Origin of the sequence: Fortiea contorta PCC 7126, from assembly GCF_000332295.1 — a bacterium.
Taxonomy (GTDB): Bacteria; Cyanobacteriota; Cyanobacteriia; order Cyanobacteriales; family Nostocaceae; genus Fortiea; species Fortiea contorta.
In genome coordinates this window covers 1,939,561-1,956,962 of the sequence record NZ_KB235930.1, presented here as the reverse complement: position 1 = coordinate 1,956,962, position 17,402 = coordinate 1,939,561, and the positions used below count along the sequence as shown (strand labels likewise).

The 17,402-nt window shown below is 43.8% G+C and carries 14 protein-coding genes; 9 read left to right on the top strand and 5 right to left on the bottom strand.

Features of this window, described 5'->3' with window-relative positions:
- The first annotated feature begins 1,116 nt into the window (after positions 1–1,116).
- The 3 genes from MIC7126_RS28590 to MIC7126_RS0109230 all read left to right on the top strand — a co-directional run bounded on the left by MIC7126_RS28590 (position 1,117) and on the right by MIC7126_RS0109230 (position 6,079).
- Complete coding sequence (locus MIC7126_RS28590) at positions 1,117–4,734, top strand: DUF4347 domain-containing protein (RefSeq protein WP_017652856.1); 3,618 nt, start codon at positions 1,117–1,119, stop codon at positions 4,732–4,734.
- A 214-nt stretch (positions 4,735–4,948) separates the two neighbouring features.
- Positions 4,949–5,353 carry a response regulator gene (locus MIC7126_RS0109235; protein WP_017652855.1) on the top strand — a complete coding sequence of 135 codons (405 nt, stop codon included), beginning with the start codon at positions 4,949–4,951 and terminating at the stop codon, positions 5,351–5,353.
- A gap of 234 nt (positions 5,354–5,587) precedes the next feature.
- A complete protein-coding gene (locus tag MIC7126_RS0109230; protein ID WP_017652854.1) occupies positions 5,588–6,079 on the top strand; it encodes an orange carotenoid protein N-terminal domain-containing protein in 492 nt (163 codons plus the stop codon).
- Between the two features lie 511 nt (positions 6,080–6,590).
- Here the strand turns inward: MIC7126_RS0109230 and shc are convergent.
- The gene (gene shc, locus MIC7126_RS0109225; protein WP_017652853.1) at positions 6,591–8,510 is read right to left on the bottom strand and encodes a squalene--hopene cyclase; all 1,920 of its coding nucleotides are present in this window, start codon (positions 8,508–8,510) and stop codon (positions 6,591–6,593) included.
- Positions 8,511–8,627: 117 nt separating this feature from the next.
- On the opposite strand from shc, the gene MIC7126_RS0109220 reads away from it, so the two are divergent.
- Positions 8,628–9,866, top strand: coding sequence for a glycosyltransferase (locus MIC7126_RS0109220; RefSeq protein WP_017652852.1), 1,239 nt, complete (start codon positions 8,628–8,630; stop codon positions 9,864–9,866).
- Here the strand turns inward: MIC7126_RS0109220 and MIC7126_RS31555 are convergent.
- A complete protein-coding gene (locus MIC7126_RS31555) occupies positions 9,804–10,238 on the bottom strand; it encodes a hypothetical protein (protein ID WP_026100137.1) in 435 nt (144 codons plus the stop codon). The genes MIC7126_RS0109220 and MIC7126_RS31555 overlap by 63 nt on opposite strands.
- Before the next feature lie 96 nt (positions 10,239–10,334).
- On the opposite strand from MIC7126_RS31555, the gene MIC7126_RS0109210 reads away from it, so the two are divergent.
- Positions 10,335–10,694 (top strand): hypothetical protein, encoded by a 360-nt coding sequence (locus MIC7126_RS0109210; RefSeq protein WP_017652851.1) that lies wholly within the window; start codon positions 10,335–10,337, stop codon positions 10,692–10,694.
- Positions 10,695–10,825: 131 nt separating this feature from the next.
- On the opposite strand, the gene MIC7126_RS0109205 is transcribed toward MIC7126_RS0109210, so the two are convergent.
- From MIC7126_RS0109205 to MIC7126_RS31550, 3 genes are all read right to left on the bottom strand, one after another.
- Positions 10,826–11,098: a ribbon-helix-helix domain-containing protein gene (locus MIC7126_RS0109205; protein WP_017652850.1), complete on the bottom strand. Its 273-nt coding sequence runs from the start codon at positions 11,096–11,098 to the stop codon at positions 10,826–10,828.
- Between the two features lie 142 nt (positions 11,099–11,240).
- On the bottom strand, positions 11,241–11,915 hold the full coding sequence (locus MIC7126_RS0109200) for a 5'-methylthioadenosine/S-adenosylhomocysteine nucleosidase family protein (RefSeq protein ID WP_017652849.1): 675 nt from the start codon (positions 11,913–11,915) through the stop codon (positions 11,241–11,243).
- Positions 11,916–12,108: 193 nt separating this feature from the next.
- On the bottom strand, positions 12,109–12,501 hold the full coding sequence (locus tag MIC7126_RS31550; protein WP_017652848.1) for a hypothetical protein: 393 nt from the start codon (positions 12,499–12,501) through the stop codon (positions 12,109–12,111).
- On the opposite strand from MIC7126_RS31550, the gene MIC7126_RS0109185 reads away from it, so the two are divergent.
- From MIC7126_RS0109185 to hpnH, 4 genes are all read left to right on the top strand, one after another.
- A complete protein-coding gene (locus MIC7126_RS0109185) occupies positions 12,398–15,058 on the top strand; it encodes an efflux RND transporter permease subunit (RefSeq protein ID WP_026100135.1) in 2,661 nt (886 codons plus the stop codon). The two genes, MIC7126_RS31550 and MIC7126_RS0109185, sit on opposite strands and share 104 nt — an antisense overlap.
- 66 nt (positions 15,059–15,124) lie before the next feature.
- Positions 15,125–15,295, top strand: coding sequence for a hypothetical protein (locus MIC7126_RS29170; RefSeq protein WP_154655865.1), 171 nt, complete (start codon positions 15,125–15,127; stop codon positions 15,293–15,295).
- Entirely contained in the window at positions 15,292–16,278 is a 987-nt protein-coding gene (hpnA, locus tag MIC7126_RS0109175; RefSeq protein ID WP_017652845.1) for a hopanoid-associated sugar epimerase, read from the top strand. Before MIC7126_RS29170 ends, hpnA begins: the two co-directional genes overlap by 4 nt.
- A 52-nt stretch (positions 16,279–16,330) precedes the next feature.
- Positions 16,331–17,347 carry an adenosyl-hopene transferase HpnH gene (gene hpnH / locus MIC7126_RS0109170; protein ID WP_017652844.1) on the top strand — a complete coding sequence of 339 codons (1,017 nt, stop codon included), beginning with the start codon at positions 16,331–16,333 and terminating at the stop codon, positions 17,345–17,347.
- The last annotated feature ends 55 nt before the right edge of the window (positions 17,348–17,402 follow it).

The following is a 17,402-nucleotide window of genomic DNA, read 5'->3' as shown; positions in this document are numbered from 1 at the left end:
GTTTGCACAAGGTTGCTGCCCCTAGTCTAGGGGAAAGTGGGAATCTAATACCAATTCAAAATTCCAAATTTCCAATTTAAACAGCCATTTTTTATGAATGCATATATGTCAACTGGGTAGTGATAGATTTTAAAGTTGCAAAAATACTCGGTATAAAACTGCTCACCCGGTTGGATGCTCTAGTTTCAGAGTTTACGTAACTGACACATACATTCGGTTCAATATCAAGCGTCACGGTTTCTTGAACTTGGGAAAATTTTTCCCAAAAATGATGACTTTAGCATCAGTCCCCCAGCAGTTCCCAATGTATGTACACCCCAGTTAAGTTCTATCCCCTAGTTCCTAGCCCCTAGCCTCACCAACATGAGAAACGCTGTCAGTTTATCAAGACTCTCTTCATAAAACTGACTGGACAACTACTTTGTTGACTGCGACTGTAAATTATACTTGATATTTTTCTCATTTTTCCGAGATATATATTGTTTATAAAAAATTTAATTTTACTTGATGTCAAGTCAAAAGTAATTTCTAAAAATCTTTAAAGTTTTCCACCAAATAAATTAGTATTTTCATCAAATTTATTTTGCATTTAAATTTCAGAAATTTATGTTTAAAGCTTTTACATCAGAATTAAATTATTTCAGTAAAAATCCTGTTTGTCTATTTTTAAATAAAACTTTGTTTTTAATAAAATTCAGTCTTTTTAATTCCGTTAAAAAACTTGCTATAAATTTAAATTTTCCATAAAAAAATATTGAGTGAAATTGACATAGTTCAGTAATTACAGTCAAATAAAGTGATTCAAATCAGCGAAGATAAATCGGAAAAATGATTATTGAGTAATTTAAATTACATTAAATTAAGTAATGCATATTTGGGAAAAATTTAAGCTGAATAATTGAATTTTCAATAGATGTTTTGACAAACTAGATTGGTAAATAGCTGCAGATTTTTAATAAAAAATTGTTTTTATCAACTAATTAGTCAAAAAAAAGTCAAGTTTACAGTACTAAATAGATAAATTTTGAGAGAGGTTAACTGGATAAATTAAACAAGTGAAAATAAATCTGAAAAATTTCACATCTAAAAAAAATTTCCTCATGGAATTAAAAACCTATGTCAGATGCATTTGATTTGAGAACAGATTCTCTGCAAATAGAAACAAATTCTTCAGTAAACAACGGATTATTTGGTAAGGCTGCTTTAGAAAATAATTTGATATCACCAAACACAAAACTAGGGGGAACTGGTAGTCAGCATCTAGTTTTTATTGATGGTGCTATTCAAGATGATGAAATTCTTTCTCGCAGCTTTGAGAACGCAGATGTATTTAGGCTTGATCCTAATACTGATGGCGTATTGCAGATTACAAACATTCTGGGACAGCACCAAAACCTCGCCAGCGTACACATAGTTTCCCACGGTGGTACGGGAGAGGTGTTATTGGGTAACAGTCATCTGAATTCCCAGAATCTCAGTAATTACAACGACAGTTTACAAAGTTGGCGTCGTGCTTTTACTGAAGAAACTGACCTATTGTTTTATGGGTGTAACGTTGGTGCTGGGTCTGATGGCTTGACATTTGTGCAACAGTTAAGTCAGATTACCGGTGCGGATATTGGCGCCTCCGACGACTTGACCGGAAATGCTGCTCTTGGTGGTGACTGGGAGTTAGAAGTAGAAACAGGAGCGATTGAATCCAAGTCAGTTTTAGATCAAAAAGCGATCGCACAATATGAAAATATCTTGCCGATTTACAATAACAAACGCTATGTCCTCACCCAGACTGCAGGTACTTGGACACAAGCTCAAACCGAAGCCCAGAGATTAGGTGGAAACTTAGTAACAATTAACGATGCGGCGGAAGAAGCTTGGCTAAAATCTACCTTTGGGACTGGTGAACAACTCTGGATAGGCTTGACAGACCAAACTGTCGAAGGTCAATATCGGTGGATTAATGGCGAAGCTGTCACATATACTAACTGGGCACCAGGTCAACCGAGCAATTCCCGTAGCAATGAAGACTTTGTAGTCATGAATAGCACGGCTGGTCAATGGAACGACCAACTGTCTAGTAGTAAATTCCGGGCGATTGTTGAGATTGAACCGAAAATTTATAACGGCAATGAATATTATCTCACCATTGGCAGGAAAACTTGGGACGCAGCCCAAGCAGAAGCTGTAAGTTTAGGTGGTAATCTCGTCACCATTAATGACGCGGCTGAGGAATCCTGGCTGAGATCAACCTTTAGCACCACAGAACGATTTTGGCTCGGTATCAATGATGTCCAGGTAGAAGGACAATTTAGATGGGTGAGCGGTGAAACCGTTACCTATACCAATTGGGCGCCAGGGGAACCGAATAACTACAACGGCGAAGAAGACCACGCTGTGATGAATTGGAACAGCACAGGTAGGTGGAATGACTGGTTTGCGACATCCCAGGTACGAGGAATCATTGAAATTGGCAAACCGGGTGTGATTGGATTGCAAACTAGTACCATCACAGTCAATGAAGCTGCGGGTACTGTCGGTGTTACCGTGCTGCGTCAACAAGGAACTTCTGGAACCGTAACGGTAGACTATCGCACAATTGAAGGCTCCGCCAAAGCTGGAAGTGATTACACTGCCAGATCTGGTACACTCACCTTTGCACCCGGTGAAACCAGCAAATCTGTCACTATCCCCATCCTGGATGATACCTTAATTGAAGGTAACGAAACCTTCGGTTTTGCGATTGACAACGTTCGGGGTGGCGCCACCTTATTAGCTCCGCGGACAGCGCAAATCACAATTATTGATAACGAAAGGCCACCAGATTTAGTTGGTTATTGGAAGTTAGATGAAGCCAGTCTAAATGCTGTAGTCATTGATTCCTCTGGGTTAGGTAACAATGGAACAGCAATTAATATGACTGCTCCCAGCGGCCCGAGCACCAAAACCCCGGTCTTAAACTTTGCCAATACCCACAGCTTGAATTTTGATGGAGTTAATGACTACGTTAATATTCCTAATCAAGCTAGTCTAAATTTAAGTGGGGGTACTTTTACACAGTCAGTTTGGATTCATTCGGAAAATACAGATAACGGCTTTCACGGCGTCATCGGTTATCAACCCGCAGCTGGAGCTATTCAACGTTATCCGGGAATTTGGGTGACAGAAAATACAAAAATTCACGCTGGTTTCGGAGATGGTACTAATTGGAACTCTTTCACTACAGGTAGTGTACTCAAGCCTAATGCTTGGAACCATGTAGTCACCTCATTTGATGGCACCACCTATCAAGCTTATGTTAATGGTCAGCGAGTATTTTCTACTACTGACTTCGCCGGACGCAAACCTTTTGCTACTCAACAAGTGAATATTGGTCGAGTTGATAGTTACTTCAAAGGTCAAATTGATGACGCGCGAATTTATAATCGCACTTTGGCAGTTGCAGAAATTCAGCAATTATATCGAGAGCAACCAGGACGACAATTAACTAAAGATAGCATTGTTTCTGGCTTAGAAATGCCCACCGCCATCGAGTGGACACCTGATGGGGAAACCATGTTAATTGCTCAAAAGAATGGAGTCGTCAGAGTTTCTCAAAATGGAACTTTATTAGCAACTCCCTTTATTGATATCTCTGCAAAAGTCAACGAAAATAGCGATCGCGGTTTATTAGGCTTGACTATCCATCCAGATTTTGCTAACAATCCCTACGTTTACTTACTCTACACCTACGACCCACCAGAAGTTAACGGCCAAACTGGTCTAGCTGCTCCTGATGCTAATGGTAATCGAGCCGGGCGTTTAGTTCGCGTCACCGCAGATGTGAGAACCAACTACACAACAGCTTTAGCCAACAGTGAAGTAGTGCTACTTGGTAAAAACAGTACCTGGAATAATTTCAATGGCTTTGTTGATAGCACCGCCAATTTTAATGAACCCCCAGCGGGTATTTTACCAAATGGGCAAAATCTCCAAGATTTTCTCGCTGCTGACAGTCAATCCCATAGCGTGGGGATGGTGAAATTTGGCCCCGATGGTGCATTGTATGTTACCAACGGCGATGGTACTTCCTACAACCGGGCTGACCCGCGTACCGTCAGAGTTCAAGATATTGACAATTTATCTGGTAAAGTCCTGCGTATTGACCCAATTACCGGTAAAGGCTTGGCTGATAATCCCTTCTATGACGGTAACGCTGATAGTAATCGCTCCAAAGTCTACCAGTATGGCTTGCGAAATCCCTTCCGCTTCAGCATTCATCCCGAAACCGGACAACTTTACATCGGTGATGTGGGTTGGGGCGCTTGGGAAGAAATTAATACCGCTGGCCCCGGTGCAAACTTTGGTTGGCCTTACTATGAAGGGGGTAACGGCGTTAACTTGAGAACTGGCGTGTATGAAAGTTTCCCAGAAGCGCAAGCATTTTATGCCAGCGGACAAACTGCTACACCATCAATTTTAGCCCTCAACCACGCTACGGATGGCATTAATGCGATCGTTGTCGGTGATGTGTACACTGGTACAGCCTACCCAGATGCATATAACGGAGATTTATTCTTCAATGATTTGGGACAAGGTATTGTCCGCAACGTCAGCTTCAATTCTAGTGGTGGAATTCAATCAGTAGAAACCTTTGCTACTGGTGCTGAGTACGTAGTGCAAATTGTTCAAGGGCCTGATGGCAATTTATACTATGTTGATTTAGATGACGGTGTAGTCGGTCGTTGGCGATTCGTCTAATTTTATAGCAGGGAATAGAGAATAGAAAGCAGCTATCCTTCATCCTTTCTTCGGTCAAGAGTCCAAGTTCAAAAAACTTTGATTCTTGACTTTTGCTTTTGCAGGCCAGATACAACTTAAAATCACAGTAGAATTGCCATTAGTGTGGTTGAACAAGAGCAGACGAGACGCTCTTTCTAGACGACTGTCTTTTCTTAAACATAACGGAGACTGTATGCAACCTCCTCTCCCTCTCGTCGGTTTAAACATCCTGGTGGTGGATGATGATGATGATAGCCGCTTTTATATTTCTACTGTCCTCGAAGCCGATGGCGCCACCGTTACAGCCGTTACATCAGCAGCAGCAACACTGGAAATGCTCCCCAAATTACAACCCAATGTGTTGATTTGTGATATCGCTATGCCTTATGAAGATGGGTATACTTTGATTCGTAAGATCCGCGCACTACAGCCAGATAAAGGTGCTACAATTCCAGCGATCGCTCTAACAGCATATGCTGATAGTGAAGATCGTGTGCGCGCTCTAGAAGCAGGCTTTCAAACTCACATCGGTAAACCAGTAGAACCAGAAAAACTAGTCGCCACGATCACAACTTTAGTTGCTCATTCTCAAGAATGAGATGAAGAAAGAGAGGGGATGAGGGAGCAGGGGTTATGTGGTTATGGCGAAAATAACCCTTGACTCTTAACAAATAAAAAATCACAATTACACATATCATATTCAGTCTTTTTTCTATTATCTAAGAGCTATTCTTTTTGATTGAGGTACATCTGTCTCCAGTGGGGTTAAACGATACATAGAGCTTTGATACTGTTGTTGACGATATGAACTAAATCTCAACGGCAATTTATCATGGCATACACTCAAACTAGCGACCCAAATATTCGTCAACACGTGCAAGCATGGCAAAAATTAGATGTTGACCAACAACTAGCTTTATTTTGGTTTATTTACACAGAAATGGGTGGCTCAATTACCCCAGCAGCCCCTGGCGCGAGCACTGCTTCTCCCGCAATTGCAGAAGGTTTGTTCAATCAAGTTAAAGAACTATCTCATGAGCAACAACTGCAAATTCAACGCGACCTCATTAACAAAGCAGATACGCAAATCTCCCGTGAATATGGCTCTTTAGGTGATACAACTAAACTGCTATTTTGGTATCTGTTAGCCCAAGGAATGGAAAACTCTACCATCATTCCTCTTCCTGCTGATTATCAACTTTCTGCGGAAGCAAAAGCACTCCTTAATCAGATTAAATCTCTAGCTTTTGAACAACAAATCACTCTCTTCCGCGACTATGTATCACCGATGGGTGCTGAAGCCAAATCAGGTGCGGGAATATAAGCTTTGAAGGCGTGAACGCTAAAAGAGAACGCCCGGACAAGGGCGAACAACCGTACCCTGCTCTAACGCTAAAAGCGAACGCCCGGACAAGGGCGAACAACCGTTCGCCCCTACATTTGAAAATTGTATTACATTTAATTATGTTCATTTACTTAATTTTTCCAGATTAAATCGAATCGCTATATCTCAACAAGCATCAAGAAATGCAGAGTAAAAAATTAGTTTTTACTCTGCATTCACCTAGGTTAATGATTGCAGTAAATGCACCCTAAATAGTAATGACGCCCTTTGTTGTATATCTATCTTAAGTAGATGAATTATCACTTTCATCCGTCTTGCGACTGGTGCAAATTTATGTCTATCTACATTCATAATTTCTGCTTTTTATGAGGTACAAATTAGTTTGTAGAGACATTAAATATAACGTCTCCGCAAAGGTTTTTGCCGCCACACATAATTGTCTTGATACGGCAATTAGCGACACTAAATAATCTCAGAAAAACTGAGAATTTTATTCCCCATTCCCTAAAATTGCTTGATAGCGACCAAGAGCAATTAAAGGAAAATATTGTTGATACATGTGATATTTGAGATAAAAATGGCTGGGGAAACCAGTACCTGTAAAGTCGGCTTCATACCAAGTTCCATCGGGTTTTTGAGTAGTTAAAAGATAGCTAATTCCTTGGTCAATAATGTCGTAATCAAATTCGCCGGTAGCTTCACCAGCAGCGATTAAGCCAATTAAAGCCCAAGCGGTTTGAGATGCGGTACTGGTGCCTTTTCCTTTGAGATTGGGGTCATCATAACTGCGACAAGTTTCACCCCAGCCACCATCGGGGTTTTGACAACTAACTAGCCAAGCGGCTCCTTGTTTGATGGTGCGTTGATGTTTTTGTGGGTTAATGAGAGCTAGGGCAGAGAGGACGCCGCTGGTACCGTAGATATAGTTGACGCCCCAGCGCCCAAACCAACAGCCTTCTGGTTCTTGCTCTTTGATAATATAAGCGATCGCTCTGGCTAAATTTCCATCATCAATGATAAAATTTCCCGCCCCCAGCATTTCCAGCACCCTAGCGGTGACATCAACTGTGTTGGGGTCAATCATGGCTTTGAGGTCGCCGTATGGGACTGCGTTCAGCCATTCTTGATTATTATCGAGATCAAAAGCCGCCCAACCCCCAGGTTGACACTGCATAGAAGCGATCCAATTCACAGCGCGATCGCACGCGGCATGTTTTAATTTTTCATGGGGAAGCTTTGCTTGATACAACGCCATCACCACCACAGCAGTGTCATCCACATCAGGATAAAAGCGATTTTCAAATTCAAACGCCCAAGCTCCCGGCTTACCTTGGCGATTTTTCACAGCCCAATCGCCATAGTCGAGAATTTGTTTTGACAATAACCATTCCCCAGCCTTGACAATTGCCGGATGATCTGCGTTCAATCCAGAATCAATTAAAGCGCGAATCACCCAAGCGGTATCCCAAACAGGAGAAACGCATGGTTGAATGCGGTAATTGTCCTCAGTTTCTATCGCAAAGTTATCGACAGATGTTAACCCCCGTTCCACAATTGGGTCAGCGGCGTCGTAACCCAAACACCGCAAAGCTAATAAAGAATTTAACATCGCTGGAATAATCCCCCCCCAATCGCCGGTCGCTTCTTGGCGTTCTAAAATCCACTTTTCTGCGGCTTTAATACCTTCATTGCGGAAGGGGACTAAATCGAGACTTTCTGCAAACTTGAAACCTTGATCCAAGGTAACGAATAAATCTGTCCAATCGCCATTGCGGGGTAACTCAAACCGGGCTTGCTCAACACCTTCGGCGTACAGTTCATCTAAAGTGATAGTTGGTTCGGTGATAAAAATCGGTTTGCGGTCGAGGACAATCAGTAGAGGTACTGTACTCGAACGTGCCCAACTAGACATCTCATAAATATTAAAAGGGAACGCTGACGGTAAAAGCATTACCCAAGGTGGTAGAGAAGGTAAGCCGCGCCAATCGTAGCAGCCAATTAAAGCTAAATGTAATTTCGTAAAAATGCGAGTCTTACTGATACCACCGCGTTGGAGAATAAAAGCCTTGGCTCGCAACATCGCCGGGTTAGTTGCGGACACACCCAACAACCTGAGAGCCATGTAAGCTTCCACCGAAGTGCTCAGTTCCCCACCATCACCATAAAACAGTTCCCAACCCCCATGCTGACGCTGTTGTTGTAGAAGATAGGTGACAACTTTGTGCAGAGGTCTTGTGGCGTCTGTTCCCCAAATTTTGTGTAAGAGTACAACCTCAGCAGTGATTGTCACATTAGATTCTAGCTCTGCCCACCAATAGCCCGCTGGATTTTGGATTGAAAGCAGATATTCTTGACTAGCGGCGATCGCTGTTGTGACTTGATTAACTGTAACCTGATCTTGCGTTTGCATCAAAGTACTTCCCCAACCTCACACATAGTATCAATACCACAGTATGGTAAAAAAAACCTTTCTCACAATCAGCAGACATAGTATTGTGTCTGAGACGGGTCGAATTTACAAGGTGTCATGGCTACATTTGTATTAGGATTAACACTTTTATCTTTACTTATCTGGATCGGATTGCTGTGTGTGCGGGGACAGTTTTGGCGAGCAGATCAACAATTAGAGGCGAGAGAAACTCAGTTACAATCATCACCTACAGTTTGTGCAGTAGTTCCCGCGCGCAACGAAGCTCAGTTGTTACCAATTACGCTCAAGTCATTGTTGCTCCAAGATTACCCCGGTGATTTCCAAGTATTTCTAGTAGACGACCGCAGCACCGATGGTACCGCTGCTTTTGCTGAGGGAGTAGCCCACGCCGTTAATAAAGCCCAGCAATTACATATTGTTTCTGGTCAACCGTTAGCCCCCGGCTGGACTGGTAAACTTTGGGCAGTGGAGCAAGGAATTCAAAAAGCTTTAGAAACGCAAAATACCTCCGCACCAAAACCAGACTATTTCTTTCTCACCGACGCAGACATCCACCATGACGCAGGTAGTCTCCGGCGCTTGGTAGCCAAAGCAGAACAAGAAGATTTAGACTTAGTTTCTGTGATGGTGCAACTCAGGTGCGAAAGTTTGTGGGAAAACCTACTGATTCCCGCCTTTGTCTTTTTCTTTCAAAAACTCTACCCTTTTCGCTGGGTGAATAACCCCAAAAAAGCCACCGCTGCTGCTGCTGGTGGTTCTATTTTAATTCGCACAACTGCCCTAGAAAGAATTGGCGGGATTGCAGTTATACGTCAAACACTAATTGATGATTGTGCTTTAGCCCAAGCGGTAAAAGGGGCTAGAGATCAGGGGGTAGGGGCTAGAGAGAGAAATAATGATGTTTCATCCTCCTCATCTCCCTCTGGACGCATCTGGTTAGGACTGAGTACTCTAACTCACAGCTTGCGCCCCTATCCTTCTTTGGGGACAGTTTGGCAGATGGTAGCGCGGACAGCTTATACTCAACTGAATTATTCCCCGTTGTTGTTAGTCGGAACCTTGGCGGCGATGTTCTTGATTTATTTGGTTCCACCATTGGGGGTGATGATTAGTTTATTCATGGGGAATTTAGCGATCGCTCTCACCAGTTTATCAGCATGGGTATTGATGACCATAGCTTATTTCCCCACCATCCGCTTGTATAAATGTCCACCTTGGTTAGCTTTGTGTTTACCTGCGATCGCTTTTCTTTACACCCTTATGACTTTAGACTCAGCCATCCGTCATTGGCAAGGGCGCGGTGGCGCGTGGAAAGGGCGAGTTTATTCTCGATAAAAATTGATGTGTGTATTCAGCGATTGCACTAATTGCTAACATGGGATGAGGGCGATCGCTGTTGTGTTCCGTCTTCTGTGCAGCGGCTCCTGTCTTGACGTTTCCGTATTCCGCGCAGTCTGTAGCAGCTTCTGTCTTCTGTGCAGCGGCTTCTGTGTTGACGTTTCCGTATTCCGCGCAGTCTGTAGCAGCTTCTGTCTTCTGTGCAGCGGCTTCCGTCTTGACGTTTCCGTATTCCGCGCAGTTTGTAGCAGCTTCTGTCTTCTGTGCAGCGACTTCCGTCTTAACGTTTCCGTGTTCCGCGCAGTCTGTAGCAGCTTCTGTCTTGACATTTCCTTGTTTCTCGGAGTTTGTGCTAACTTCTGGTGGCAACTTTTTTTTACAAAAATCAACAATTTTACGTAAGACAACCTTTTCAATTATTGTCCACTATAGAAGTGTGAGATATTGAAAAACAGGGTATTAGTTATGGCAAGAAAAAAACGCAATTCACGTACTCTTGATAAAGCTGAGATGCGTCTAGCAAGCATCAAATCAATCAATCCGGCGTTGAATATCGGTGATGGATTAACGGTTAAAGATTATACTGATAAAATAGATGATTTGCGTAAAAATATAGAAGCTTACAACACCGCACTTTCTAATATTGATGTCTTGTTAACCCAAATCACCGAAAATGAACGAAATTTAGCAGATTATTCTGAGAAAATTTTGCTTGGTATTGCTTACAAGTTCGGCAACAATAGCCATGAGTATCAGATGGCTGGGGGTACTCGTAAAAGCGATCGTAAGCGTGTCGCGCGTCAAGCTTTAGTTGCACCTATTTAAAAGGTTGGTGGCTAGATGCGTTACGCGGTTCGCTAACGCATCCTACGGACTCAAATGTGTGGATTGAGCGATATAGTCGATAATACTTTCAATATCTCGACTTGCAGGAACGGTAAATTTACATGTATTACTCATCTACCCTCACGGTGGCGACGTTGTTCTAGTTTCGCTTGTATTTGATGAAAAACAGTATCACTATCAATCACCTCACCGCGTTCTGATGCTTCTACACCAATCATGATTTCCCGTTGTAATTCCTCAAATCGTCCTTTGTAGATATTTTCCTGTTTAGCAAACCTCTGTAGTGCTGCTAGGACGACTTCCTCAGGTGAAGTATATTTACCATTTTCTAACTGAGTTTGGACAAATTGCTCAAGTTCTGGGGTTAAGGTAAGATTCAACATATAGCAATCCGATTTGACTTGTGAATGTATTTGCGTGGGCAGGCAATGGACAATAGTAAATAAGAATCTTTAAGCTGTACTGAGTTTTTTTCAGAAATTGAATATGATTCTTATAGTGTCGATATTTTTAGCTTCATTGCTTCTATTCTAAAAGTGATGTTGTCACCTCTGCCAACACCTTCAACCCCCGCAAGGAACCACGAATCAATCGCGTCGCGGCTATAGGTTGACTAATCAATTTCATGGTGAGGGGTAAAGGTTTCAGAGAACCGTCAGCGCTGATGGCTGATGTCAAATCAGGGATATTGTGGTGACAGTCGTCGCTGACAACTCGCAATATGGCTATCGACACTCCCAACTGATGGAAAAAATTGAGAGCGGCGAATCCTTCCATATCCACCACATCAGCGCCAGAACTCTCACCCAAATAACGTTTTTCGGCTGCAGAACAAATCACGCGATTGCTCGTTAAAGACTTGACTATTGTTACTTTATCTGAATAAGACGAATAAATCTCTGCATTCAAAGAGCGATCGCACTCTAGAAGATTACCTTGATACAAACAATCAAGACATAACACCACATCTCCCACAGAATATTTAGGGTTGAGACTACCACACAAACCCATAAGCAACACCTGCGCGCTCAAATCAGGTAATTGATTTTGCGCTTGCAATTTATGCAGATATGTGGTTAGAGGTTTGCTCCCCACAGGAATTGCAATTACGAGCGACGTTGAATCATGGGCGCGCTTTAAACCGCGACACACAGCGTGATACTCCGCTCCTTGAGGCACTAAAATTGTGTAGTTTTTCATGAGGATTTAGACAAATAGGCATAAACAATAATTGGCGTTGCTGATTGAGAATATGAATTTGTCTCACGCATAGACGCGGAGCGGCTTCCCGCAGGGTAGGCGCAATCGCTGAAAGCGATCCCGCAGGGTAGGCGCAAAGGAACAAAGAATAAGAAAGGTAATTCTGGCATTTCATAGACCACTTGCAAAAGTCCTAATTTTCGTGATCTTCTTTGCGTGAAATAAAAATCATCCCATAATTCAGCAACGCCCAATAATCATTTGTATCTCCCCACACCCCCCACACTCCCCACACTCCCCACACCCCCCACACTCCCCATCTCCCCACCTCCCCATCCCCCCATCTCCCCACCTCCCCATCCCCCCATCTCCCCACCTCCCCATCCCCTTCATCAAATTTGGTGACGAGCAGAACTCCCAAAGTGGGGACGATTACTGTAGCATGACTAGTAATTGTGTCACCCGCACGATGATTTTCCAAAATGGTAAAGCCCAATAACTCAAAATCTGCAAGAGAACGTTTTAATATTTCCAAATTAGCGATCGAATTTTCCTGGCTAACGATCGGTTTTTGGCTTGCCGTCACGGTGGCTGGTATTCTAGCGTTTAGTTCTCTCAAGTATGCTCTGTTTCCAGATATTACCTTTCCTGTGGTGGTGGTGAATGCTCAAGCACCTTTGTCTACAGCGCTGGATACAGAGACTAAACTGACTAAACCCATAGAGCAGCGCCTGAAATCTCTCACGGGACTAGAAGATATTCGTTCATCTACCTATCCTGGACAAACTGCTGTTAGTCTGTCTTTTGTTGTCGGCACAAATTTAGAATCATCAACTCGTCAAGTGGAAACGGCGCTGAAGCAGTTACAGTTGACCAAAGGAGCAAAATATCAGACTATTCCTCTGAATTTGAACGAGTCAGCTGCTATTAGTTACGCCATTGAGAGTCCAGCAAAAAATCTCCAAGATTTAACTAAGATAGCAAAAGACCAGATTGTCACAGCGATCGCTAAACTACCAGGAGTGCTGAAAGTTTCTTTATTGGGTGCGCCTGTCTCACAACCGCCCCAGTTATCAGCAAACACTGCTAGTCTTCCTACGGGTGGCGCAACCAGAGTGCGTTTCAATGGTAAAGAAGCTTTAGCATTTCAGGTGATTAAACGCGGTAGTGCTAATACCTTAGAGGTGGTGAGTCGAGTAGAGCAGGAAGTACAAAAGCTGCGTTCTACTCTCAACGATGTCAAACTCACCTTAGCGGCTACCCAAGCAGAATACATCCGTCAAGCCACTAAATCAACCATCGACTCCCTTATTGAAGCTGTTTTGTTATCGGTTGTCGTAATTTTCCCTTTTTTGTGGAACTGGCGCGCCACCCTGATTTCCGCTTTGGCGATTCCCACGTCGATGTTAGCGACGGCGATTGTCATGGCAATTTTTGGCTTTAATTTAGAGACAATTACTTTGTTAGCATTAGCTTTGGTCATTGGTAGCATTGTTGATGATGCGATCGTTGATGTGGAAAACATTATGCGCCACATCGATGATGGGGAAACTCCCCGCCAAGCTGCTTTGATAGCCACAAATGAAATTGGCTTGACAGTTACCGCTGCTACCTTCACCGCAGTTGCAGTTTTTCTCCCCATCGGTTTGATGGGTGGTGTCATTGGTCAGTTTTTTAAACCTTTTGGGATTACTGTTTCTGCAGCCATGCTGGCTTCTTTGTTAGTGGCGCGAACATTGTCACCTGTTTTATCTATATATTGGCTACAGCCTAAATCTTCTGGTTCCCGTCGCCGCGAAGGGATGTTATGGGTGCGCTTTGCCCAATCATACCGCGACTTACTGCAATGGTCTTTGCATCACCGAGCGATCGTTATTGGGTTAGCTGTTCTTAGTTTTGTTGTGGGGATAGCTCTGATTCCCCTCATTCCCAAAGGCTTCATCCCTAAACTAGACCGGGGCGAGTTTAATATTACCTACACAGCACCTTTACCCAGTTTCCCTGTTGGAGATGAAAGATTGAGAGCTACAGGAGCAGTTCCTAATGCTCAAGTCTCCATTCCCAATCCCTTAGCCGACTCAGAGGAAGTGGCGAAGAAACTAGAAGCAGTGGTGAGAACATCCCCAGCCGTAGAGACTGTATTTACTACTGTGGGTTCTCGTGAAGGTGAGCCAAATAAAGGCGTGTTGTATGTCAAACTAAAAAGCGATCGCTCAATTAAAACAGCAGAACTGCAAGACCAATTCCGCGCCAATTTACCCAAGCTTCCCGGCGTCACCACCAGTGTAGAAGATATCCAATTTGTGGACACTGGCGGTCAAAAACCCTTACAAGTGTCTTTAAGAGGTGATGATCTCAACGCCCTTAGCCAAGCAGCCAAGGATATTAAAGAGCAGCTAGTGAAATTACCAGGATTTGCAGATGTCACAGTTACAGGTGAAGCCAACAAAAACGACACTGTTTTCCACATCGAACGCCTCAACAATCAGCGCGTAGCTTACATTAGCGCTAACCTAGGTCAAAATTTATCTTTAGGTAATGCCACTGATCAAGTGGTAGCCGAAGCCCAAAAAATCATGCCTCCTGGTGTGGCGCTGAACTTGGGTGGTGACTCTGCTCGCTTGGGCGAAGTGTTTGGTAGCTTTGGTACAACCTTGGCTTTATCAGCGTTATGTATCGTAGTCGTCCTCATTTGGCTCTTTAAAGGTTGGGTAGACCCCGTAGTCATTGGCGTCTCCTTACCCTTAGCCTTGGTAGGAGCAATGTTAGCGCTGCTGATTACCAAAAGTGACTTCGGCATGATTTCCCTGATTGGCTTCGTGTTCTTGTTGGGAATCAGCAACAAAAACGCCATCTTAATTGTGGATTATATCAACCAATTGCGCGAAGCCGGCTTAGAACGCACAGAAGCAATTCTCAAAGCTGGGCCAGTCCGCCTCAGACCAATCATGATGACCACCGCCGCTACAATTCTCGGCATGGTACCCATCGCTTTAGGTTTAGGCGCCGGTTCAGAATTGCGATCGCCCATGGCCGTAGCGATCGCCGGCGGCTTAGTTAGTTCCACAATCTTGAGCTTAATCGTCGTACCCGTAGTTTACGCCATTTTAGACGATTGGTTTCCAAGGTATAGGAACAGATGAATGACACGGGGGATGGGGTGATGGGGTGATGGGGTGATGGGGTGATGGAGGGATGGGGATTAAAGTTTGAGCCTGAAGCCTCAGCCTTTGAACCTCAAGCGCCAGCCTTTAAACCTGAAGCGTCAGCTTTTGAGCTTGAAGAGTGAGTCTTTGAATCTCAACTTTCCCTACCTCCCCATCACCCCACCTCCCCACCTCCCCACCTCCCGACCTCCCCACCTCCCCAAGAACAAATGACACAAATTTTTGTCACCGGCGGTACAGGTTTTATTGGTAGCCATGTTGTGCGTTTGTTGCTGCGAGAGGGATACAAAGTTAAGGCTTTGGTACGCCCTAGCAGTAACTTGGACAACCTAAAAGGGCTAGAGGTAGAAATTGTCAAGGGTGATTTAAATGATTCCCATCTTTGGCAACAAATGCATGGTTGTCGATATCTATTCCATATCGCCGCCCATTATTCTCTGTGGCAAAAAGACAAAGAGCTGCTTTATCGTCATAATGTTGTGGGGACACGCAATGTCCTTGCATCTGCTCAACAAGCAGGGATTGAACGTACTGTTTACACCAGTTCAGTGGCAGCAATTGGAGTAGGGACATCTGGTACAGTCGTAGATGAAACATATCAGAGTCCCCTAGAGAAATTGGTGGGTGATTACAAAAAATCAAAATTTTTGGCAGAACAAGCAGCTATAGCAGCAGCAAATGCAGGACAAGAAATAGTTGTGGTTAATCCTAGCAGCCCAATTGGGCCTCTAGATATCAAACCAACCCCCACAGGGGATATTATCCTGCGGTTTTTGAAACGACAAATGCCCGTTTATGTGGATACTGGTTTAAATTTTATCGATGTGCGGGATGTGGCTTGGGGACATTTACTAGCTTTGCAAAAGGGAAAATCAGGCGATCGCTATATCTTAGGACATCAAAACCTGACTTTAAAACAACTACTCGATCAACTGGCTCAAATTACAGGTATACCAGCACCCCAAAGCACCGTACCCGCTTGGCTACCTTTGAGTGTGGCTTGGGTTGATGAGAAAATTCTCGCACCTTTAGGCAAATCTCCCTCAGTCCCATTAGACGGAGTGCGGATGTCCCAACAACCAATGTATTATGATCCTTCCAAGGCGGTACGAGAGTTAGGTCTACCCCAGTCTGACTTGACAACCGCACTGCAAGATGCAGTTAATTGGTTTGTCAGCGAAGGATACGTTAAATGACATCCTTCATCCTTTCTTGTGGTGTTTTCCGTTTAGAGGAGTGTTCGTAATCATGGCAGTTAACTTACAACAAGCCGTAGATATCGGCAAATATTTAGTCACTCAACGCTTAAAAGGGCGCAAACGTTTTCCCCTGGTTTTAATGTTGGAGCCTCTTTTCCGCTGTAATTTAGCTTGCACAGGCTGTGGTAAAATCCAGCATCCAGTAGAAATATTGAAACAAAACCTCACCCCAGAACAGTGCTTCGCTGCAGTTGAAGAATGCGGCGCGCCGGTGGTTTCAATTCCTGGAGGAGAACCGCTATTACATCCCCAAATTGGTGAAATTGTTCAGGGATTAATTGAGCGCAAAAAGTATATTTATTTGTGCACTAACGGTTTATTGTTTGAAAAAAGTTTGCACAAGTTTCAACCTTCACCATACCTGACCTTCAGCGTCCATTTAGATGGGTTGCGAGAATGGCATGATAAATGTGTAGATCGTCAAGGTGTGTTTGACACTGCAGTCAAAGCCATTCGCGCCGCCAAAGCTCAAGGTTTTCGCGTAGCTACTAACACTACTATTTTTGAAGGTTGCAATCCTCAAGAAATGCAAGAGTTTTTTGATTTCCTCGAAACTCTTGATACTGACGGAATGATGATATCCCCAGGTTACAGTTACGAGTGGGCACCAGATCAAGAGCATTTCCTCAACCGCGAACAAACACGCGCCCTCTTCCGCCAAATCCTCGCTCCCTACAAAGCTGGTGACAAAAACTGGAACTTCAATCACAACCCATTATTTCTAGACTTCCTCACAGGTGAGAAGGAATATGAATGCACCCCTTGGGGTAGCCCCAGCTACAGCGTCTTAGGTTGGCAAAAACCTTGCTATTTGCTGAACGAAGGCTATTACAGCACCTTTAAAGAGTTAATCCAAGACACCGACTGGAGTCAATACGGTCGCGCCAGCGGTAATCCCAAATGCGCTGACTGTATGGTTCATTGCGGCTATGAACCCACCGCCGCTATAGATGCAATGCAACCGCAAAACATGGCCCGCGCCCTCGGAAGTGTGTTTGGGAAGTAAGGGGAATGGAAGATAGGGGATAGGTACTTTACAAATTAATCATGATATGTATTGA